Origin of the sequence: Cupriavidus sp. H19C3 (genome assembly GCF_049393815.1) — a bacterium.
Lineage (GTDB): Bacteria > Pseudomonadota > Gammaproteobacteria > Burkholderiales > Burkholderiaceae > Cupriavidus.
On record NZ_CP184986.1, the window covers coordinates 1,330,037 to 1,351,579 of the forward strand.

The 21,543-nt window shown below is 66.9% G+C and carries 16 protein-coding genes; 9 read left to right on the plus strand and 7 right to left on the minus strand.

The annotated features are described in order from the left end of the window. Nucleotides 1-22 precede the first annotated feature (22 nt). The 4 genes from DFLDMN_RS25540 to DFLDMN_RS25555 form a co-directional block, all read right to left on the minus strand. Nucleotides 23-1,006, minus strand: coding sequence for a PDR/VanB family oxidoreductase (locus DFLDMN_RS25540; protein WP_423198546.1), 984 nt, complete (start codon nucleotides 1,004-1,006; stop codon nucleotides 23-25). 19 nt (nucleotides 1,007-1,025) lie between these two features. Continuing rightward, a complete protein-coding gene (locus DFLDMN_RS25545) occupies nucleotides 1,026-2,042 on the minus strand; it encodes an NAD(P)-dependent oxidoreductase (protein WP_423198547.1) in 1,017 nt (338 codons plus the stop codon). Between the two features lie 68 nt (nucleotides 2,043-2,110). After that, nucleotides 2,111-3,283, minus strand: coding sequence for an aromatic ring-hydroxylating oxygenase subunit alpha (locus tag DFLDMN_RS25550; RefSeq protein ID WP_423198548.1), 1,173 nt, complete (start codon nucleotides 3,281-3,283; stop codon nucleotides 2,111-2,113). A 285-nt stretch (nucleotides 3,284-3,568) separates the two neighbouring features. Then, on the minus strand, nucleotides 3,569-4,549 hold the full coding sequence (locus DFLDMN_RS25555) for a Bug family tripartite tricarboxylate transporter substrate binding protein (RefSeq protein WP_423198549.1): 981 nt from the start codon (nucleotides 4,547-4,549) through the stop codon (nucleotides 3,569-3,571). A 280-nt stretch (nucleotides 4,550-4,829) separates the two neighbouring features. Between DFLDMN_RS25555 and DFLDMN_RS25560 the strand changes: the two genes are divergently transcribed. Next, nucleotides 4,830-5,594: a GntR family transcriptional regulator gene (locus DFLDMN_RS25560; protein WP_423198550.1), complete on the plus strand. Its 765-nt coding sequence runs from the start codon at nucleotides 4,830-4,832 to the stop codon at nucleotides 5,592-5,594. On the opposite strand, the gene DFLDMN_RS25565 is transcribed toward DFLDMN_RS25560, so the two are convergent. After that, nucleotides 5,591-6,124, minus strand: a complete 534-nt coding sequence (locus tag DFLDMN_RS25565; protein ID WP_423198551.1) for a cupin domain-containing protein — start codon at nucleotides 6,122-6,124, stop codon at nucleotides 5,591-5,593. The two genes, DFLDMN_RS25560 and DFLDMN_RS25565, sit on opposite strands and share 4 nt — an antisense overlap. 239 nt (nucleotides 6,125-6,363) lie before the next feature. On the opposite strand from DFLDMN_RS25565, the gene DFLDMN_RS25570 reads away from it, so the two are divergent. Then, on the plus strand, nucleotides 6,364-8,409 hold the full coding sequence (locus DFLDMN_RS25570; RefSeq protein WP_423198552.1) for an alkaline phosphatase D family protein: 2,046 nt from the start codon (nucleotides 6,364-6,366) through the stop codon (nucleotides 8,407-8,409). 99 nt (nucleotides 8,410-8,508) lie between these two features. On the opposite strand, the gene DFLDMN_RS25575 is transcribed toward DFLDMN_RS25570, so the two are convergent. Together DFLDMN_RS25575 and DFLDMN_RS25580 are read right to left on the minus strand one after the other, a co-directional pair. Next, complete coding sequence (locus tag DFLDMN_RS25575; protein ID WP_423198553.1) at nucleotides 8,509-10,659, minus strand: putative bifunctional diguanylate cyclase/phosphodiesterase; 2,151 nt, start codon at nucleotides 10,657-10,659, stop codon at nucleotides 8,509-8,511. 11 nt (nucleotides 10,660-10,670) lie between these two features. Next, nucleotides 10,671-11,006: a hypothetical protein gene (locus tag DFLDMN_RS25580; protein WP_423198554.1), complete on the minus strand. Its 336-nt coding sequence runs from the start codon at nucleotides 11,004-11,006 to the stop codon at nucleotides 10,671-10,673. A 276-nt stretch (nucleotides 11,007-11,282) separates the two neighbouring features. On the opposite strand from DFLDMN_RS25580, the gene DFLDMN_RS25585 reads away from it, so the two are divergent. The 7 genes from DFLDMN_RS25585 (at nucleotide 11,283) to DFLDMN_RS25615 (ending at nucleotide 21,318) form a co-directional block, all read left to right on the plus strand. Beyond that, nucleotides 11,283-12,176, plus strand: a complete 894-nt coding sequence (locus DFLDMN_RS25585; RefSeq protein ID WP_423198555.1) for a helix-turn-helix transcriptional regulator — start codon at nucleotides 11,283-11,285, stop codon at nucleotides 12,174-12,176. A 445-nt stretch (nucleotides 12,177-12,621) separates the two neighbouring features. Then, entirely contained in the window at nucleotides 12,622-15,075 is a 2,454-nt protein-coding gene (locus DFLDMN_RS25590) for a DUF3772 domain-containing protein (protein WP_423198556.1), read from the plus strand. A 652-nt stretch (nucleotides 15,076-15,727) separates the two neighbouring features. Continuing rightward, nucleotides 15,728-18,139: a VTT domain-containing protein gene (locus DFLDMN_RS25595; RefSeq protein ID WP_423198557.1), complete on the plus strand. Its 2,412-nt coding sequence runs from the start codon at nucleotides 15,728-15,730 to the stop codon at nucleotides 18,137-18,139. 11 nt (nucleotides 18,140-18,150) lie between these two features. Next, nucleotides 18,151-18,993 carry an endonuclease/exonuclease/phosphatase family protein gene (locus DFLDMN_RS25600; protein ID WP_423198558.1) on the plus strand — a complete coding sequence of 281 codons (843 nt, stop codon included), beginning with the start codon at nucleotides 18,151-18,153 and terminating at the stop codon, nucleotides 18,991-18,993. Nucleotides 18,994-19,135: 142 nt separating this feature from the next. Further along, nucleotides 19,136-19,687, plus strand: coding sequence for a sigma-70 family RNA polymerase sigma factor (locus DFLDMN_RS25605; RefSeq protein ID WP_423200569.1), 552 nt, complete (start codon nucleotides 19,136-19,138; stop codon nucleotides 19,685-19,687). Then, nucleotides 19,684-20,325: a DUF1109 domain-containing protein gene (locus tag DFLDMN_RS25610; RefSeq protein ID WP_423198559.1), complete on the plus strand. Its 642-nt coding sequence runs from the start codon at nucleotides 19,684-19,686 to the stop codon at nucleotides 20,323-20,325. The genes DFLDMN_RS25605 and DFLDMN_RS25610 overlap by 4 nt, the downstream gene beginning before the upstream one ends. A gap of 108 nt (nucleotides 20,326-20,433) precedes the next feature. Beyond that, the gene (locus DFLDMN_RS25615; RefSeq protein WP_423198560.1) at nucleotides 20,434-21,318 is read left to right on the plus strand and encodes a TlpA family protein disulfide reductase; all 885 of its coding nucleotides are present in this window, start codon (nucleotides 20,434-20,436) and stop codon (nucleotides 21,316-21,318) included. Nucleotides 21,319-21,543: the final 225 nt, after the last annotated feature.

Below are 21,543 nucleotides of genomic sequence, written 5' to 3' on the forward strand. Positions count from 1 at the left end.
GACGTCTCCATAGACCATAGACTCAAAGATCGAGCACGAGGCGTTCGTTGCGCGCACGCGAGACGCACACCATCATGCATTGATTCGACTGCCGTTCCGCCTCGCTCAGCAACAGGTCCCGGTGCTCGACATGACCGGCCAGCACGCGCACCTCGCACGTGCCACACACGCCTTCCTCGCAACTGCTCGGAATGTCGATGCCATGCGCGCGCAGCACCGCGAGCGCGCTTTCCCCGGCCGCCACCGGCAACACCGCGCCGGTCGACGCGACTTCCACCTCGAACGGCTGGCTGGCCTGCTCCGCGGCGTCGTGTGCCGGCGCGGCAAACCATTCGAAGTGCACGCGCGCGGCCACTTCGGGTCGCGCCGCGGCCGCCACCGCGCGCATCAGCCCGCCCGGACCGCAGCAGTAGAGATGGGTGTCGTCGCCGAGCACATCGATGCGATCGACGATGTTCTGCACCGGCAGCACCGGCGTCTCGCCGAAGTAGCCCTGTACGCGCTCCGGAAAGCGCGCGACAAGGTCGGCGTGGAAGGCGGCGTGCCCGGCCGAGCGCGCGCCGTAGTGCAACTCCCACGAACGCCCCGCGCCCTGCAGCGTCTCGATCATGGCGAGGATCGGCGTAATACCGATGCCGCCCGCCACGAGAATGCTGTGGCCGGTGCTGTCCGCCAGCGGAAAATGATTGCGCGGCGCGGAGATGCCGAGCGCGCTGCCGACTTCCACGTCGCCATGCAGACTGGCCGAGCCGCCGCGACCCGCGCGTTCGTACTTGACCGCGATGGCATAGCGCTCCGTCGCGCCCGGCACGCCGCACAACGAGTACTGCCGCACCAGGCCGGCCGGCGTATGCACGTCGATATGCGCGCCCGCCGCGAACGGCGGCAAGGGTCGCCCGTCCGCGGCGCACAGTTCAAAGTGCATGACATCGGTGGCAACCGCCTGCATTGCCACCACCCGCACGAGACGCAGCTCGCCGCTCAACGCCTGGGTCGCCTGACTCATGTCTCCTCCTGTTTCCCGCTCAGTAGCTGCGCGACAGATCGACGAGGTTCGTCAGCGGCTCGCCCTGAAGATGGCGCCGGAGATTGTTGAAGAACAGGTCGAGCGTATGCGGGATGTAGTGTTCGATATCGTCGGACAGCACATGCGGCGTGATCACGAGATTGGGCGTCTCCCAGTACGGCCAGTCCTCCGTCGGCGGCTCGGGATGCGTCACGTCGATCATCGCGCCGCTGAGCTTGCCGGCGCGCAAGGCGGCATCGAGCGCGGCCGGATCGATCAGGCCGCCGCGCGACATATTGATCAGCCCCGCGCCGGTCCGCATGCGCTCGATCTCGTCCGCGCCGATCAGGAAACGCGTCTCCTCGGTCAGCGCGGTATTGAGCAGGACGAAGTCGGCGCGCGGCAGCAGCGCATGCAGGGCCTCGGGTCCGTGCATCTCGTCGACGGCCGGATGCGGCGCGCCGCTGCGGCGAATGCCGAGCACCTGCATGCCGAATTGCCTGGCCAGCTCCGCGATGCCGCCGCCGATGGTACCGACGCCGACGATCAGCACGGTCTTGCCGTTGAGCGCCGAGGTGAACTGCCGGTCCCAGCGATGGCGCCGGTGATTCCACATCAGCGCCGGCATGCGCGCGTTGACCATCAGCAGCGCCATCAGGCCCGACTGCGCGGCCTTGGGCAGGTGCGCGCCGCTGTTGGTCAGCACCTCGATGCCAGGCGGCACCCAGTCGAGCGGCAGCAGGTAGTCGACGCCCGCGCCCAGCACCTGCAGCAGGCGCAGCCGGCGCGCATCCGCACCGAGCGTTCGATGCGGAAAGCGGTACGTGATCATCGCATCGGCGGTCTGCAGCGCGTCGCGATAGATGTCCTGGTCGGTGCCCCAGGTGGTACGGAGGCGCGCGGCCACATCGGGGTGGCGCAGCAGGGCCGCGTCATACTGGTCGGGCCGCACGGTGAACACCGGCATCATCGTGCGCGAGTTCTCGATATGCACGTGCAGAGGATCGGCTTCGGTATAGGGGCGCGTGGCGGGCATGGGTGAGGTCTCCCTGGTCATGTGGGTAGCGGAATCGGGGCCAGCTTCGGGCCAGCTTCGGGCCAACTTCAGGCCGCCTGCAGCGCCGTGCCTTCGCGTTTCTGGCGCGAGGCGTCGGCGTCGGGGCCGACCACGCGGTCCAGCACATGATTGGCAATGCGATGCACGATGTATTCCTCGAGCGAGAAGCGGCCCGGCTCATAGGCACCAGTGCGCATCGCCTTCTGCACGTTGGGATTGATGCCCAGGTCTTCACGGACGATCTCCGAATACTTGTGGTAGTAAGCCGGGCCGACGATGTCGCCGAAATCGGGACGCGCGATGGTGCTGCGCGGGAACGTCCAGTTCTCGTAGAGGCGCAGTTTCTCGGGCCCTTCGGGCAGGTACTGACGGAACTTCATATAGGACGACGTCAGGATGATCTGCAGGCTCGGCTGCACCCAGATGTGGAACAGGCCGGCGGCCTTGTCCGCCTCCAGCCCGTCGATCTCGGGCAGACCCGCATACGCGACGATGCTGCGCTTGCTGAACATCGCTTCCCATGGCCCTTGCGTTTTCTCGAAACGCCAGTTCTGCGGGTGCTTCGGATCCATGTGCTTCCGGTGGATGGTCCACGCGTGGTAGTTCTCGAACGCGTTCTCCAGCCACACCTTCCAGTTGCAGTCCACCTCGTACGTATCGCGGTTGGTCCACTGCATCTCGTCGAGCCTGTAGCCGGCCAGGAATGCGGGCAGGTCGCCCAGCCACGTCAGCAGCGGCTCGGCCCCGGCGTTGAAGGTGATGAAGATGAAGCCGCCCCAGATCTCGCTGCGGATCGGGCGCAGGCCATGGTCGGCCGGGTTGAAGCCGGCCACGCCAGCCATCGGCGGCGGCGTACCCGGCGTGCCGATCAGCCTGCCGCTCGGTGCATAGGTCCAGCTGTGATACGGGCAGGTGAACGCGCGGCACTTGCCCGCGCCCTCGGTGATGATGGCGCCGCGGTGGCGGCACAGCGCGGAATGCACGCGCACGTCGCCGTGCTCGTCGCGCACCACGATCAGCGGCTGGCCGATGACCTCGATCGAGAAATAGCTGCCCGGCTCGGGCACCTGCTCCACGCGGCCCACGCACAGCCAGTCCTTGCGGAACATGGTGTCGATCTCGCGCTGGTACCACTCGGGCGAGGTGTAGCACCAGCCCGGCAGGGGCGAGGCTTCATGCAATGGCAGGCGCGTGGCGGCGTAATGCGCGGGCGAAAACATGGATTCCGACGCAGACATGGGTGCCGGCGAAAACGTGGGTGCCGGGGAAAAGGTGGAAGACGTCATGGGCTCCTCTACAGGGTGGGCTGGTGCGTGGTGGTGGCGTATCGCGGCATACGGTCAGCCATCTGGAAAACTAGTCGACCAGTGGCGCCAAAAAAATATCTGGCGGCGCCAGCTGCGGACGCGTCCAGGTCGGGCACGGTCGGATACGGATTGGGAATGCAGGCACACCGGAGATGCGCGGACGGTGTCGCGCAGGCTGACACCGCCCCGCCTCGCCGGCTATTTGTTGGAAATATTCGAGGCGCTCATGACCTTGCCCCACTTGAGGTTCTCGTTGCGCAGAAACGTATGGAACTGTTCTGGCGAACCGCCCACGGGATTGGCACCGAGGGCCTTGAGCTTTTCGATGGCCTCGGGGGTCTCCAGGCCCTTGGCCACGGCGGCCGACAGCCTGGCCGCCACCGCGGGCGGAATACCGGCCGGTGCCACCACGCCATACCACGAGGTCACCTCGAAGCCGGGCAGCCCCGCTTCACGCGCGGTCGGCACGTCGGGCAGCAACGGACTGCGCTGGTTGGCGGCAATGCTCAACGCGCGCACCTTGCCGGCCAGGACCTGCGGTGCGGCGGCCAGGATCTCCACCGACATCAGGCTGACCTGCCCGCTCATGACATCGACCAGCGCCGGGGCCGTGCCCTTGTACGGGACGTGCACGAGGTCCACGCCCGCCATCTGGTTGAACATCTCGCCGGCCACATGATGGGGCGTGCCGGGGCCCGACGAACCGAAGTTGAGCTTGCCGGGGCGCGCCCTGGCATAGGCGATGAACTCCTGCAGCGTCTTCACCGGCAAGGCCGGATCGACCACCAGCACGTGCGGCACGGAGGCGACCAGCGTGATCGGCGTGAAGTCCTTGACGGGGTCGTAGCCGACCTTCTGATAGAGCGGATTGATCGACAGCGAACTGGTCGAGCCCATCAGCAGCGTATAGCCGTCCGGCGCCGACTGCGCTGCCATCTTCGAGCCGATGGCACCGCCGGCGCCGCCGATGTTGTCGACCACCACGGACTGATGCGTGGCGTCGCCGATCATCTTGGCGGACACACGGCCCAGCACGTCCACCGCGCCCCCGGGCGGGAACGGAACGATAAAGCGGATGGGCTTGTCAGGGTACTGGGCATGGGCGGACGGGACCTGGGCCACGGCGGACAGGAGGCCGGCGGCAAGCGCCAGGCAGCGGAGGGCACGACGCAAAGACATGAGGTTTCTCCTCAATGTGGGGGCATGTTCATCGTAGGAGTCAATTACCAAACTAGTCAACTAGAATGTTAAATGGCACCATTGATGGGCCGGCGCGGCCGACCTGCGGCGTCTACGCCTTATTTTGGTGCGCCCGGCGGGTGCGGCATTGGAAGACATCGTGCCGAATGTGCACTTGCGTGACCGTGCGCTGGCGCATCGTTGCCGGTGCGATAAACTACCCGACTACATTGATAGATATCCCGCCCCATGCAAGGGGCTTGCCAACCGGGAGGCCCAGGTGAAAATCGCCAACGAGTTGAAGGTCCCGGAGAGCTCCGCGGTCGCCACGCTCGTCTACAACGAAATCAAGCAGCGCATCATCGGCCTGCACTATCCGCCTGGCGAAAAGCTGTCGGAAGCGCGCCTGGCAGACGAGCTCGGCTGCGGCCGCTCACCCATCCGTACGGCGTTTGCCCAGTTGAAGAACGATGGCTGGATCGCGGTCAGCCCGCAGAGCGGCACCTATGTGAAGTCGGTGACCGAGCAGGAGATCCACGACATCTTCGAATACCGGCTGCTGCTGGAAACCCACGTCACACGACTGGCCTGCACGCATTTCACCGACGAGGCCCTGCGCCGGCTGCGCACCGCGTTCCGTCGCCTGGCGCCGCCGGGCGATGCCGAGTTCGGCCCGGACGTGTTCGACGACTTCAACGAGCTGGACTCGATGTTCCACTCGACGATCTATCGCACCGCCGGCAATGCGCTGATGACCGAGAGCCTGCTGAACCTGCTGGACAAGGTGCGCTGGCTCAAGAAGATGACGCCCTCCCCGCCGCCGCGCATGAAGGAATCGTTTGCCGAACTCGAATCGATCCTCGATGCGTTCGAGGCGCGCGACCCCGAACTCGCGGCGCAGCGCATGCGCGCGCATATCGGCAATGCGGCCGACTTCGCCGCGGCCCGCCGCAGCCGCCAGCATGCCGATCGGCCCGACCCTCCCGCGGACCATGCGGACGCGGGGCACACGGCCACCGCGCCGGCCATCACCGGCGCCGGCTAGCGCGGCGCCAGACGCTCGATCAACGCGCGGTGCGACGGATATTCGCGCACCAGCGCGGCCGCATCGGCCAGCTCGAATTCACTGAACTCGAATCCCGGCGCCACGGTACAACCGGCCAGCGCAAATCCGTGCGCGCCCGCTACGCGTTCCGCCGCAAACCAATGGCCAGCCGGCACCACGACCTGGAACTGCGCCTCCGAATATTGCAATGGATTACCGAGCCGATGCGTAATCACGGTGTCGCGCCCGCTCAGGACGTGGACGTCGATCGGCGTGCCCGCATAAAAATGCCAGGCCTCGTTCGCTTGAATCCGGTGCCACGCTGAATAGCTATCGGCGCACAGCATGTAATAAATCCCGGTGGAAGCGTCGCGGCTTGCACCGTCAGGCCTGGTCACGCGTAGCGGGTCGCGCCAGGTCTCGCGATAAAAGCCGCCTTCAGGGTGCGGCACCAGCTTCAGCTCGCGAATCAAGCGCGCGGCAAGGTCTTTGTCATCCACGGTGGCATCCCGGTTCGATGGCGTTGGCATGAATCAATGTCTCGCTATGTCTGCATCTTTAAACCAGCGGCGGCATTTACTTTAACCGGCCATGACTCGAATGTCTTGCCGCATTTGAAATATCTTGTAATACATGTCCGTATCGTCATGCGGTAGGACACAAATCGGTCACACATGAAATTAATAATTGGCGCCTTCGCCGGGCGTGGCAAAAGCTCCGTGCGAGACATAACAACACACGACTTTCTCCACACCTACGGAATAACAGAATGGATCGCCGCCAGTTTCTCAAATGGGGTAGTTTTGTCACGGTCTCCGTCGCCACCACCGGCCTGGCCGCCTGCGGCGGTAGCGACGACGCCCCCCCGACCAATGCCGATACCGGCGGAGGCACGCAACAGCCGCAGGGCTTCACGTTCAGGCACGGGGTCGCGTCCGGCGATCCCAAGCCGGACAGCGTCATGCTGTGGACGCGCGTCGAGGGCGATAACGGCGGCAAGCCGGTCGACGTGACGCTGCAGGTCTCGGCCACGCAGGACTTTGCCAGCCTGATCGTCAACGACGTGCATCAGGCCCAGCCCGACTGGGACTACACGCTGCGCACCAAGGTCAGCAATCTGACCGCGGCTACCACCTACTACTACCGCTATCTCGTCAACGGCGTCACCAGCATGACCGGCCGCACGCGCACCGCGCCGGCCGCGGGTACTCCGGTGTCGCAACTGAAGTTCGCCTTCATGACGTGCCAGGACTGGAGCGTCAACCACTGGGCCGGCATGGCCGAGCTCGCCGCCATGCCCGATCTCGATTTCGTGGTCCATATGGGCGACTACATCTACGAGACCGTCGGCGCGGACTTCCAGACCGGCAAGGTCGAGGCTGCCCACCCGCAGCTCAAGCTGCCCAACGGCACGCGGCTTGCCGACAACTCGGTGTACGCCACCACGCTGGACGACTACCGCTACCTGTACAAGACCTATCGCACCGATCCGCGCCTGCAGGCCGTGCACGCGGCGTTCCCCGTCATCTCGATCTGGGACGACCACGAGTTCTCCGACGACTGCTGGCAGGACCACCAGACCTACACGCCCACCGACGATCAGACCGAACAGGTCGGCCGCCGCCGCAGCGCCAACCAGGCCTGGTTCGAATTCATGCCGGCCGACGTCAGCCTCGACCTGACCAACCCGTCGTTCCAGAACATCCAGATCTACCGCAAGTTCGAGTTCGGCGATCTTGCCACGCTGGTGATGACCGACGAGCGCCTCTACCGCGCCGACCACGTCATTCCCGAGGCCGCCGCCGGCGGCGAGATCGGCAGCCGCTACTTTGTCGCGAAGGCCACGCTCGACGCCGCCGCGGCGCAGAAGCAAAGCGCCGCCGGCGGTGCCATCACGCCGGTCTCGATGCTTGGCGACACGCAGCGCCAATGGTGGAAGGACCAGATGTCCGGCGCCACCACCAAGTGGAAGCTGTGGGGCAATGAAGTCTCGCTGCTGCGCATGAAGGTCGACGGCACCGCCAGCGTCATCCAGAGCATCACCGATTCGCTGCTTGCCGCCGGCGGCAACACCGGCAATGCCACGCTCGAAGGCCTGGTCAAGACCGCCGTGACGGCCGATCTCGCCGTGGGCAAGACCAACCCGGCCTATCCCACGCTGGCGTGGACCAATCTCGGCAACCTGCTGGTCAACGTGCTCGGCGCGCTCGACCAGAACGAGTTCGACCAGGAATGGGCACCGGCGCTCGACAAGGCCCTGCCGGCGGTCAACCTGCTCGACAATTTCATCCTCAACGCCGACATGTGGGATGGCTATAACGCCGAGCGCAACGACCTGATGAACCACCTCAAGACCGAAGGCATCGGCAACGTGGTGGCGCTGACCGGCGACATCCACTCGTTCTTTGCCGGCGTGGTGATGGACGACCACGATGCGACCACGCCGACGCCCGTCATGGTGGATCTGGTGTCGGCCGGCATGTCGAGCAATTCGTTCTGGAGCTTCCTCAAGGAAGTGGTCGACTTCAACCCGGCGTTCGCCGCGGTGCGTTCGCTGGTGTACACCACGCCGGTGAGCGCCGTGGTCAATACGCTCAACGACACGCTGAAGAAGAACAACCCGGCCACGCTCCACTACGCCGATACCGATGCGCAGGGCTATGCCATCGTCACGCTGACCCCGGCCAAGCTGAGCTGCACCTTCCACAAGATGGCGCGCGTGGACGCGAGCGGCGCCGCACCGGTCACCGCCACCGCCAGCACGCAGACGGTGGAAGTGGCCGCGGACGTGGCACCGGCGATCACGCTGGTCTGACCCGCTCGCGAGCGCGGTACCGGGGCGCGCCGCGCCGGCCCACAACGGCCGGCGCGCCCGCGGGTACGGTACCGCGAGCGGTACGTCTTGCCGCGGCCCTCAGGCCGCCCCGGCCAGCGCGGACTGGACGGGCGAGCCTGCCGACAGCAAGGCCCGTACATCGACCGGTGCCGCCGCCAGCCGGCGCACCAGTTCGTCGAAGGCCACCGGCCGGCTGAACAGATAGCCCTGGCCGATATCGCAGCCGAAATCCTTGAGGATCGCCACCTGCCAGGGGTGTTCCACGCCTTCGGCCACCACCCGCAAGCCCAGCATCTGCGCCATGCCGATCATGGCCAGCACGATCTGCTTGTCGCTGCGCGACTCCTGCATGTCGTGGATAAACGAGCGGTCGATCTTGAGTTCGCTCACGGGCAGATGCTTGAGGCTCGACAGGTTGCTGTAGCCGGTGCCGAAGTCGTCGACCGAGATCGCCACGCCGGCCGCGCCGAGTTCGCGCACGAATTCGGCCATGCCCTCCTTGTTGAGGAACAGCGAGTTTTCGGTCAGTTCGATCTTGAAACGGCGGCAGTCCAGTCCGTGCTCGTGGATCGTGCGCAGCACGGATTTTTCCTTGTGCCAGCGCAGTTGCATCGGCGAGAAATTGACGGCGATGCGAAAGTCCGGGTCGATCGGCAACGCTTCGAGCCGCGCCGCATGACGGCAGGTTTCGTGCAGCACCCAGTCGCCGATGGCGCCGATCATGCCGGTCTCCTCGGCCACCGGCACGAATTCCGCGGGCGAGACCGCCTTGACGCCATCGCGATTCCAGCGCAGCAGCACCTCGGCCCCGACGATGGCACCGGTCGCCAGCGACACCTGCGGTTGCCACACCAGCGAGAACTCGTCCTTCTCCAGCGCGCGGTGCAGCGCGTTGGAGATATCGAGCCGGTTCAGCATGCGGTCGTGCAGCTTGGGCGAATAGAAATGGCAGGCGCCGATGCCGTCCTCCTTGGCGCTGTACATGGCCGCATCGGCATTCATGATCAGCGCCTCGGCGGTGGTGCCGTCGGCCGGATAGCGGCTCACGCCGATGCTGGCCGATACATAGCTCTGGATGCCGTCCAGCGCGATCGGCTGGGTCAGTTCCTCGAAGATGCGCTTGGCGGTGGCGTTGATATGCTCGGGGTTGTCGGTGTCGTGCAGGATGAACGTGAATTCGTCACCGCCCAGCCGCGCCACCAGATCGCTCTCGCGCACCAGCCGCCGGAAGCGTTCGCCCACCACCTTGAGCAGGCGGTCGCCAAACGAATGGCCAAGCGTGTCGTTGACGTCCTTGAAGCGGTTCAGGTCCAGGAACAGCAGCGAAAACGCCGAGCCGCGCCGCGCCGAGCGCTCGATCGCATGATTGAGGCGGTCCTGGAACAGTTGCCGGTTGGGCAGCCCGGTCAGGCTGTCGTAGTACGCCAGGTGCAGGTATTGCGCGCGCAGGCTTTCGCGCTGGGCGATATCGGAGAACATCACCACATAGCTGACCACGCCGTCGCGCTCGTCGAGCACGGTCTTCACGGTCACCCAGTCGGGCGCGATCGAGCCATCGGCGCGCGACAGCCAGGCCTCGCCTTCCCAGCGCCCGTCCGCGCGCAGCGCGCCGAGGATGTCGGCGTAGAACGCGTTGTTGTGACGCGTGGAACGGAGAAAGCCCGGCCGGCGGCCCACCACGTCGCGGGCGGGATAGCCCATCACGGTAGTAAAGGCACGGTTGACGAACTGGATGCGCAGCGTGCGGTCGAGCACGATTACGGCATCGCTGGTGGACTCGAGAATATTGGCCGAGACGCGGCGATTGACCAGCTCCGCCTGCAGCTGGGTGACCAGCGCCTCGCGTTCCTGACGGTAGATCTCCGCACGGCGCACCAGTTCGGCGAGGACGCTCTGGATCGAGATCACGCCCACGAAGCTGCTGTCGCGGTCGACCACCGGCAGGTAGGCCTGCATTTCCTCGCGCATGCGATGGAGCGCGCGCACGGCATCGTCGTCGGGTAACAGGGGTTCAGGCTGGCGGCGTACCAGCAGGTCGGCAAAGATGCGGCCCGGAAACAGCGTGGCCTGGCGGTCGGTCACCAGCCCGGCAAAGTGGCCATGCTCGGAGAAAACCGCGAATGCACGTATGCCTTCGATGTCGTCGTCCGCGAGATCCCGATAGCGCTGGTCGACGCCCACGCGCCGGGCGGAGGGATCGAGACAATCCCTGACTTGCAACGTTTGCATGAAACCCCGGCTTACCCCAGCTTCTGTTCCAGGAACAACTCGATTTCCAGGCTCAGGTGAATGATTTCCTCCGCCCCCATTGCCGGTTTGACCTCTTCCAGCACAAAGGCCTTGAGCTGGCTTGGCGGAATCTTGCGCAAAATCGCCTTGCGCACGAGGATGTCCGAAATAACGTCGTCGTCGATCTCGATATGCTCGAACGCCGTGGTCGATAGCAGACTCAACGCGCGGCCCACCGCCACATGGCCGATCGGCGACGCCCTGCCGAGTACCAGCCCGTCGCTGATCGGCGGCAGGACAAATTCCTTGATATGGGCGCGGAGCAAGCTTTGTCGACGTTTCTCCATCCGGAGGCATTCCTTTCTGACTATTCCCAAACGGAAAGGACGCATCCGTGCTACGAGACAAAACTGCATGACATCCTTCGCGGCCTGTTTCTAACAGGGATGCGGCCAACTCGCCACCCTGCAAAAGGGTGAGACGTTCCGTGATGCAGCTCGACGAAACGGATAAGGCGGCGCGTTCGGGGTGTCAGCGTCCGGCGCGCGGAGGGCCGCGCCGGACTGTGTTGCCAGCATGCCGGCCGGAGCCGCGCGGTGGTCCGGCGCGTAGAATATGCGGCCATGCCCGCCGCCGAACCGGCCTCCGTGCCCCTGCCACTGCTCGCCTCCCCGCCCGCCTCCCCGCTCGTGGAGCCGCGCCGCTACGCGCCGGCGGCATTCGGCCATGCGCACGACTACCACCAGCTGCTGTTCGGCATCGACGGTGCACTGGAGCTCGAAGTCGACGGGCACGCGTATCGCGTCGATGCGACGCACGGGCTCGTGATCCCCGCCGGCGCGCATCACGTCTGCGCGGGCCTGGTGGGCAACTTCCAGCTTGTCGCCGACTTTCCGCCGGCCTCGGTCGCGCTGCCCGCCGGCCTGATGGCACGCCCCCGCGCGTTCGCGCTCGACGGGGCGCTAGCCGCGTGCGTGCGCGAGCTCGCCGCGCCCCCCGAGGTGTCAGCGATGGGGACGGCGATGGGGACGGCGATGGGGACCGCGCTCAATGCGCCGGCGCGCTGCCTGCCGCTGCAACACGCATGGCAACGTGCCGCCCGCCTCGCCACGGCGCTGGCCGGACGGCTCGGCGATGCGGGCTCGGCACGCTTTCCGGTGGCGGCCATCGACGCGTACCTGCGCGCCAATCTTGCCACGCCGGTGCGCGCCGACCGCCTGGCCGCGCATTTCGGCTGGGGCGCGCGGCGCTTCCATGCGTTGTTTTGCGAAGCGTTCGGCGATACCCCACACGCCTACCAGACGCGCCTGCGGCTCGATCAGGCGGTGCAATGGCTGATGGCCGGCGAGATGCCGCTGCTGGAGATCGCGTTCGGCGTTGGCTATCCGGACCAGACCACGTTTGCGCGCGCGTTTGCCCGCCGCTTTGGCTTGCCACCGGGCGCGTGGCGCGGATCCATATCCTCGAAGCAGGCCACTTCCCCATGGACACCCCGCTCGGCGAGAGCGCGGCTCTGATCCGTGGCTCGATGCGCGAACAGGTGGTGTCGCGCCGCGACGCGCCACGCGGATACGCATCGCACGAAGCAGGATCAGCGACGGCATCGACGACGCCTGAGCGACAGGTCACCGAGGCCGCAAGGGACCGTCCCGGCAACGTGCGAGCGACACGCCAACCGTGCTTCCAGCGCGCGCCACAGCCCGTGTGACGCAACCGCTTTGCGTATAATCGCTTCCGTTCCGCGGTCGCCCCTGTGCGTGCGCAAAGCACGTGTGACGCGGCCGCACCCCCTGCCCTGTGCCGTCGTTGCGACGGCACGTTCGCCCGGTCATCCGGCCCACCCGCTCCGCCGCCCCCCATGGTTCGGTGGTTCGCCTCTGCGCGAACCCGAGGCACCATGATGCGGACGGGTGATCCGCGCCGCCGATGACCGGCCCGCCAGATCATCCACGCGTTTCCGCAATGAGCAAACTCTCCAAGTTCGCGCTGAACCTCGTGCTGATTGCACTGTGTCACCTCGCGCCGTTCGCCCACGCGTCTGCCCTCGCGGAAGGTGAAGCAGATGCCAGTGCACCCGCGATACCGACCGTCTCCCGTGCCGATGCGCTCGCCGAACTCAAGCGACTCCAGACCGAGCAGGACCGCATCAAGCAGGCCGCCTCCGCCCCCGACAGCAAGGGCAAGCTGCATGACCTGGAAGACGCGCTGCAAGGCCTCGGCACCGATGTCGACAAACTGACCGCGGCACTGACGCCGCAGATCGCCCAGCTGCAGGCGCAACTCGACGTGCTGGGCCCGCCGCCCGCACCCGGCACCACGCCGCCGGAAGCCGCCGCCGTGGCGCGCAACCGCGCCGACCTCAACAACCGCAAGAGCCAGCTCGAAGGCGCGCTCAAGCAGGCCGGCGAGACCAGGGACAATATCGCCAACCTGGAGGACCAGCTCGCCAAGCTCAAGCGCAGCCGCCTGAAGGACCAGCTCGCGCTGCGTTCGGACAGCGTTCTGAATCCGCAGTTCTGGGCGCCGCTGTTCAAGCGGACCGATGAGGACCAGCGCCGCTTCGACGCGTTCTGGGACCAGGTGGCGCCCATGGGCGCACTGGCATGGCAGCCGGGCGCCCGCGCCGGCACCGTGGCGCTCCTGTTGCTGGCTCTCGCGGTGTGGACGCTCGGCCGGCGCGTGATCGAACGCGGCGCCGCATGGTTCTGCCTGACGCGCCTGCCCGAGACCCGGCTGCGGCGCAGTGCGCTGGCGCTGGCCACGGCGCTCACCACGGTGGCCACCACCGCGATCGCCGTGCATGCGGCCTACGTCGCCCTCACGCGCAATTACGCGCCGCCGCCCGACCTCGAAAACCTGCTCAGCGAGATGGCCAAGCTGATGATGACCAGCGCGCTGATCGCGGGCCTTGGCCGTGCGTTGCTGTGCACCGGGCATCCCAGCTGGCGCCTGCCCGCGCTGGCCGACCCGGTCGCGCTCGCCATGCGGCCCTTCCCGTCCATTCTGGCCGGTTTGCTGCTGCTGGCCGGCACGCTCGAACAACTCAACCGCACGCTCGATACGAGCGTGCCGTTCACGCTGCTGGGGCGCGGGCTGGTCTCGCTGGTGGTCGTGGTGGTGATCGGCGCGGCCTTGCTGCGCGCCAACCGCGTGCGTACCGAACTCGCGGCAGCAGGCGAACAACCGGAAGCGCGCGCGACATTGGCGGGCCTGATCCACGCCGCGGTCACGCTGACCATCGTGATCTCGCTCGGCGCGCTGCTGATCGGCTACATCACGGTGGGGCGCTTCCTCACCTACGAGCTGGTCTGGTTCGATATCGTGCTGTGCAGTCTCTACCTGCTCACGCAACTGACGCGCGATATCTGCGAAAGCGTGTTCTCGGTCAATCATGCGAGCGGACGCGTGATCAAGCAGCTGTTCGGCATGGCCGACCACCACCTGGAGCAGACCTCCACGGTGCTGTCCGGCATCGGCGCCAGTGTGTTGCTGCTGGTGGCGGTCATCGCACTGCTGACCGGCGGCTTTGGCACCACGCCGGCGGAGCTCGCGGACAGCCTGCTGCGCGTATTTGGCGGCGAGCGCCTGCGCAGCTTCAACATCATGCCGGACCGCATCTTCAACGCCATCGTCGCGCTGACGGTGGGCGTGTGGCTGCTGCGTTCGGTGCGGCGCTGGCTCGATGCGGAGATGTTGCCCAAGCTCGGCATGGACCCGGGCCTGCGCGCGTCGCTGATCACGCTGTTCAGCAATGTGGGCTATGTGCTGCTGGTATTGCTGGCGCTCTCGCTGCTCGGCGTGCGCTGGAACAACCTCGCATGGATCGTCAGCGCGCTGTCGGTCGGTATCGGCTTTGGCCTGCAGGAGATCGTCAAGAACTTCGTCTCGGGCCTGATCCTGCTGACGGAGCGGCCGGTCAAGGTAGGCGACATGGTCAGCATCGGCGGGGTGGAGGGCGATATCCGCCGGATCAATGTGCGTGCCACCGAGATCCAGCTCGGCGACCGCTCCACCATGATCGTGCCGAACTCGCAGCTGATCTCGCAGAACGTGCGCAACGTCACCATGAACAACAGCACGCAGGGCGTGGCCTCGCTGCAGCTGACCTTCCCGCTCAACACCGATCCGGAACAGGTACGTGACCTGCTGCTCGCCGCGTATCGCGACAACGAGGCCATTCTCGATGTACCGGCGCCGTCGGTCATGTTCAACCAGCTCGCGCCCAACGGCATCACGCTGAGCGTGACCGGCTTTGTCAGCAGCCCGCGCATGACGGCCAACGCCAAGAGCGATCTGCTGTTCGAGATCCTCAAGCGCCTGCGTGAAGCCGATATCTCGCTATCGATGCCACAGACGCTGCGCGTGGAAAACTTCCCGATGCCTGGCAACGAACCGCTCGGCCGCGCGGCGGGTTGAGGTCTACCGGTGCGCATGTTGGCCGCGTGGCGGGTGAGGTCTACCGCTGCGCAAGCTGGCCGGCGCGCCGGCAAAAATTGCCGCAAGGCGCCGGTAACGGCGGCAAAACCGGCATAGCCGGCACAGCCGGCAAGGCCGGAAAAAAACGCGCGGGGGGCCCTGAAAGGCGCCACCAAGACACCATCAGGACACCACCCGCGCAGAGCGAGAGAAGACGAACAGCCAGACACCTCGCAGCACTACGAGGCCGGCCTGGTGAGCACCGGGGTCGATTATGGAGAGGCTTGGGTGCAACTTCAACGGATTTCTCGTTTTTGTTTTTTTCGCTTCGTCAATCCATCGACCGAGGGGTGCGATACCCCACCATGGGTGGGTACTAACTCCATCCCGGGCCCAGCCGGCGCGGATCGCGGCCATCCGCCGTGCGCCGGACATGGCCCGATGCCCGTGACCGGCCTCCGTTGCCCATTTGCAACAGACTGCCCTCTTCGATAAGGCCGCTCGCGCCACCGTTACACACGGTCCGCTACCGACTTTCCTTTTTACAAAGGACGGTAAAGCGCACACGTGGCACACCCCCGTCGATGACCTGCCGCGACGCCGCCATGCGCGTTCAGGTGCGGGTCCGGAAATTGCGCTGCGGGTGTTTGTCATGAATACCCCGTCCGATCCCATCCTCAAGCCCGGCCACAATTGCTGGCGGGTGGCGCCGTGCCATCGCTTTGCCATGCTGGTCGATGGCGAGGCGTACTTTGCCGCGCTGCGCGAGGCGCTCAAGCGCGCGCGCCATACCGTCTTCATCCTCGGCTGGGATATCGACAGCCGCATGACGCTGGTGCCGGACGGCAGCAACGACGGCTATCCGCCGGGCCTGCGCGATTTCCTCAACGAGCTGGCGCGCCGGCAGCCGGGCCTGCGCGTCTACGTCCTGAGCTGGGATTTCTCCATGGTGTTTGCGCTCGAACGCGAATGGCTGCCGGCCGCGCGCATGCACTGGCAGACCCACCGCCGGCTGTCGTTCCAGCTCGACGGCAACCATCCGCCGGGCGCATCGCATCACCAGAAGGTGGTCGTGATCGATCAGCAGGTCGCCTTTGTCGGCGGACTTGATCTCACCATCCGACGCTGGGACCGCCACCATCATATGGCCGACGAGCCGTTACGCCGCGATCCCGACGGCAAGCCCTATGCCCCGTTCCATGACGTGCAGTGCATGGTCGATGGCGAGGCGGCGGCCGCGCTCGGCGAGCTTGCGGCCCATCGCTGGCTCCATGCCACCGGGCGCACGCCGCGCACGCCGCGCGGTCCGGTCGGCGATGCATGGCCGCCGCAGGTGGCGCCGGACCTGACCGACATCAGCGTCGGCATCAGCCGTACCGCACCGCCGTGCGACGACGATCCCGGCATCGCCGAAATCCGCGCGCTGCACCTCGATGCCATCGCCGCGGCGCGCGACAATCTCTATCTCGAAAACCAGTACTTCAGCTCCGGGCTGATCGCCGATGCGCTGGCCGCGCGGCTCGACGAGCCGGACGGCCCCGATATCGCGCTGGTGTCGCGCCAGAGCGAAAGCGGCTGGCTCGAGGAACACAGCATGGGCGTGCTGCGCGCGCGACTCTATCGCCAGCTGCGCGCGGCCGACCGCCACGAGCGCTTTCGCATGTACTGCCCGTATGTGCCCGGTCTCGGCGACGAATGCGTCAACGTACATAGCAAGGTGATGGTGGTCGACGACCGCCTGCTTACGATCGGTTCCGCCAATCTCAACAACCGCTCGCTCGGCCTCGACACGGAATGCAACATCGTGCTCGAATCGCGCGGCGACGCGCGCATTGCCGCGGCCATCCGGACCATGCGCGATCGTCTGCTGTGCGAACATCTGGCGGTGACCCCGCGCGAGCTCGATGAGGCTTTTGCAGGAACAGCATCGCCATCGCCATCGCCATCGCCATCGCCATCGGCACCGGCATCGGGGGCCGACGCAGCGCCGCCTGCGGCGCCATCCTTGCCACCCGCGCGACCGCCGGGCCGACTGATCGCGGCGATCACCTCGCTCCAACGCGCCCAGGGCCGCACGCTCGCGCGCATGGAACCGTCGGTGCCCGAGGAACTCGACGCCATTTCCCCCTCGGCCCACCTGCTCGACCCGATCGAGCCGATCGACAGCGAGCAGATCGTGGAAGCCTTCGTCAGCCACGAGGCGCGTCCGCGCGTCGTCGGCCGCGTCGGCATGCTGGTGCTGTTGCTCGTGCTGCTGGCCGGGCTGGCGTTCGCATGGCGCTATACGCCGCTGCGCGAATGGACGGACTTCCGCGCGCTGCTGGCCATGGTCCAGCGCGTGGACGACATGCCGCTGGCCCCGCTCGCGATGATGGCCGCGTATGTCGTCGGCGGCCTGGTGTTGCTGCCCGTGACCGTGCTGATCGTCGTCACCGTGGTCGTATTCGGTCCGCTCTATGGCGGCGCGCTCGCGCTATGCGGCACCGTGCTGAGCACCGCCGCGGGCTATGCCGTCGGCCGCCTGATCGGCCGCAATGCGGTACGCCGCTTCGGCGGCCAGCGCCTCAACCGGCTGAGCCAGCAGTTGGGCGAGCACGGCATCCTCGCAATGGTCGTCATGCGCCTGGTGCCGGTGGCACCGTTCACGCTGGTCAACCTGGTGGTGGGTGCCTCGCGCATCCGCCTGCGCGACTGCCTGCTCGGCACCACCATCGGCATGGCGCCTGGCATCCTGGTGTCGGCCTCGCTGGTCGACCGCATCGCCGCCGCGGCCCGCAACCCGGGCCCGATGACCTTTGCGCTGGTCCTGCTGGTCCTGCTGCTGCCGGCCTCGGTGCTGTTGCTGCTGCGCCGACGCAAGCGGCGCCGCCAGGCGCACGCGCAGGCGCAAGGCCAGGCCCGCGACGCGGCCGAATCGCACCACGAGGCGACGTCCCGTACCGGATGCGCGGGACGGACCGAGGTCCGCCGCGAGGCGTCGGCCGAAGCGCACGCGGCGGCCCATGCCGAGAGCGTTCCGGCCCGTTCGCATCGCACGCCCGCGCCCCGCCAACGCACCACATGAACGCCCGCGGCATGCCCCCTCCGGCCGCGGCACCGTTGCATGCGCAGGCCACGGTGGCCAGCTACAACATCCACGGCGGTGTGGGCATCGACGGGCATTTCGTGCCGAACCGCATCGCCGGCGTGCTGGCCGAACTCGCGGCCGATATCATCGCGCTGCAGGAAGTGGAAACGCGCGCGACCGGCTTCGACATGCTCGGGTTCCTGTCCGAGCACGGCGGCCACCATGCGGTGCCAGGTCCCACGCTGGTGCGCGAGGACGGGGACTACGGCAATGCCTTGCTGACGCGCCACCGCCCCTTGCGCGTGCGCCATATCGACCTCAGCGTCAAGGGCCGGGAGCCGCGCGGCGCCATCGACGCAGTGCTGGCCTGCCACGCCCTCGAACATGGCACCTTCACGTTGCGCGTGATCGCCACCCACCTGGGCCTGCGCCCGAGCGAGCGGCGCTGGCAGGTGCAGCGCCTGCTGACCGCGCTCGCCGAGGCACCGGCGCAACCCACGCTGCTGCTGGGCGATGTCAACGAATGGTTCCTGTGGGGTCGGCCGCTGCGCTGGCTCCACGCCTACTTCGAACGCACACCGCATGTGGCAACGTTTCCGTCGCGCTGGCCATTCCTTGCGCTCGACCGGATCTGGACCTCGCCGCGCGCGCACCTGGTGTCGGTGGCGCGCCATGCCAGCCCGCTCGCGCGCATGGCCTCGGACCATCTGCCGTTGCGCGCAGTCCTGCATCTGACCTCGGCGCCACGCGCGACCGGGGTGACAGCGGTGGCAGAAGCGGCCGCCGCCCCTCATGCGGCCGGCCCGACCAGCGCCTCTCCCGCCGGCAGGGGCACTTACCCCCACGTATGATCGTGTGAGCGCCGTGCGCCGCGCGGCCGGGGGCCGGCGCGGAAATTTTTTCGCCGACGCTGTAACCGCGCGCCCCTCGCCGTCGATAGACATGGCGAGGCCAGGACGCTGGCGACACGCATGATCCACTTCAGGAGTCAACCTGGCAACGCCCATCGAAGACCGGCTCGAAGGCCTGTTCAGCCGTGCGCTCGATGGCGACGGTACGGCCTACCGTGAATTCCTGCGAATCCTGACTGGCCATCTGCGGGCTTTGATCCGCCATCGCCTCTGGTACCTGGAGCACGACGTCGAGGACCTGGTGCAGGAGGTACTGCTTGCCGTGCATAACAGCCGCCACACCTATCGCGCCGAACAGCGGCTCGGGGCCTGGCTGCAGGCGATTGCACGCTACAAGCTTGCCGACTACCTGCGCGCGCGTTCGCGCCGCGAGGCGCTGCACGACCCCTTTGACGAGGAAGTGGCATGGTTCACCGCGAGCGACAACGAACCCGCGCACGCCCGTCGCGATCTCGGCAAGCTGCTGGCCCAATTGCCGGACAAGCAACGGCTGCCCATCCTCCACGTCAAGCTCGAGGGGCGTTCGGTGGCGGAGACGGCAAAGCTGACCGGATTGTCGGCGTCCGCCGTCAAGGTGGGCATTCATCGCGGCCTCAAGGCGCTGGCCCATGCCAGCAGGAAGGAAGAGACATGAAAACCGACGATCTGATCGTGATGCTGTCCACCGGCCTGGAGCCGACCGACCGGCATGCCGCGCGCAAGCGCCTGGTGCCCCCGGTGCTGCTCGGCCTCGCCGTCGCACTGCTGCTGCTCGTGCTGTTTCCCGGCACGCGCGCGGACCTCGACCGGCTGTTCGCCACGCCCGCATTCTGGCTCAAGCTCGCGCTGCCGCTGTCGCTCTGGATCAGCGCGCTGGCCATCAGTGCGCGCCTGGCCAGCCCCGGCGCATTGCCACATCGGCTGTGGCTCGGCATCGCCGGCCCGGCCGGGGTCGCATGGCTGCTCGCTACGCTCGCGGTGGCGTCGGCACCGCCGGAGTTGCGCGAAGCCCTGGTGCTGGGCCGGACCTGGCGCACCTGTTCGCTCAATATCGCGATGCTCGCACTGCCCTGCCTCGCGCTCATGCTGTGGGCGCTGCGCGGCCTGGCACCGACGCAATTGCGCCTCTCGGGGGCCATGGCCGGGCTGTTTGCCGGCGCCACCGGCGCGCTCGCGTACTGCCTGCATTGTCCCGAGATGCAGATCCCGTTCTGGGCCACCTGGTATCTCGCGGGCATGTCGATCCCGACCGTCGCGGGCGCCTTGCTCGGACCGCTGGCGCTACGCTGGTAGGACCCTGCCCTGCCTTACCGCTTCTCTTGTCGACCTTACGTGCCCACACACTCGATCGGCCACACACGCAACCTGCCGCTCCTCCATCGCCCTGTTCCACACGCCGCCATGATCCTGCAGTTCATTACGTCCTATATCGCCCCCTTCGTCCTGATCGTGAGCCTGATCGCGGCGATGATCGCCGGGCGCGTCACCAGCCGCCATCCCGCCGCGATCGAAAATATCGCCGGCATCGTAGTCGTGATCGCGCTGGTGGTCGCGCGCATCGTCTTCGTGCTGCAGTATCTGCCTGCCTATCGCGAGCACTGGCCCGGCATCTTCGATATCCGCGATCTCGGCTTCGACCACACCGCCGGTGCCGTGGCCGGAGCCATCGCGCTGGCCTGGTTCCTGGTTCGCCGTCGCAACCTGCGCGTGCCGCTGCTGGTCTCCGCCGGCGTTGGCCTGACCATCTGGACCGCAACCACCGCGGCGGTCGAAGTCGCCACCGCGGACCGCCGCATTCCCGATGTGGTCGTCTACGATGCCGCCGGCACGCCGCGCCAGGTCTCGCCGGGCAACGGCAAGCCGCTGGTGGTCAACCTGTGGGCCACGTGGTGTCCGCCCTGCCGCGCCGAAATGCCGATGCTCGCGGCCATGCAGCAGCAGCGCCGTGGCATCGAGATCGTGTTCGTCAACCAGGCGGAAGCCCCCGACCAGGTGCTCGACTTCTTCGAGGAGGCCGGCATGCAGATCCGCAATTCGCTGTTCGATCCGCAGTTGTCGTTCGCGCGCGCGGTGCATGCCACCGCGTATCCGACCACGCTGTTCTATGACGGCACCGGCAAGCTCGTCGGCATGCATCGCGGCGGCTTTTCGCGGGCGACGTTCGAAGATGCGCTCGCGCGCTACTTCCCTGCGCCGGGCCCGAGGGCAACCTCGTCGCAAACGCCGACTGTCCGCAATGTCACTGCGCAGACAGCGTCCGACGCGCCGTCCGCGCGCGGTCATTGAGCGACTGCGGAACCGTCCCCGAAGCGTACCTGAGCCACCACCGAAGGGCAAGGTAACGTAAGTCCTACATCGCCTGCATCGCCAGGCCCCGGGCTGCAATACGGGTATTTCGCTAGGCGGCGGCGCTTTGTTCGGCCGGAACGCGCTGCCTATACTCCCAATGCAACGTGCGCGTCGCGAGTGGCCGGATGCGCGCGTCAGGAACGATAACGGGCAGGAGGCAAC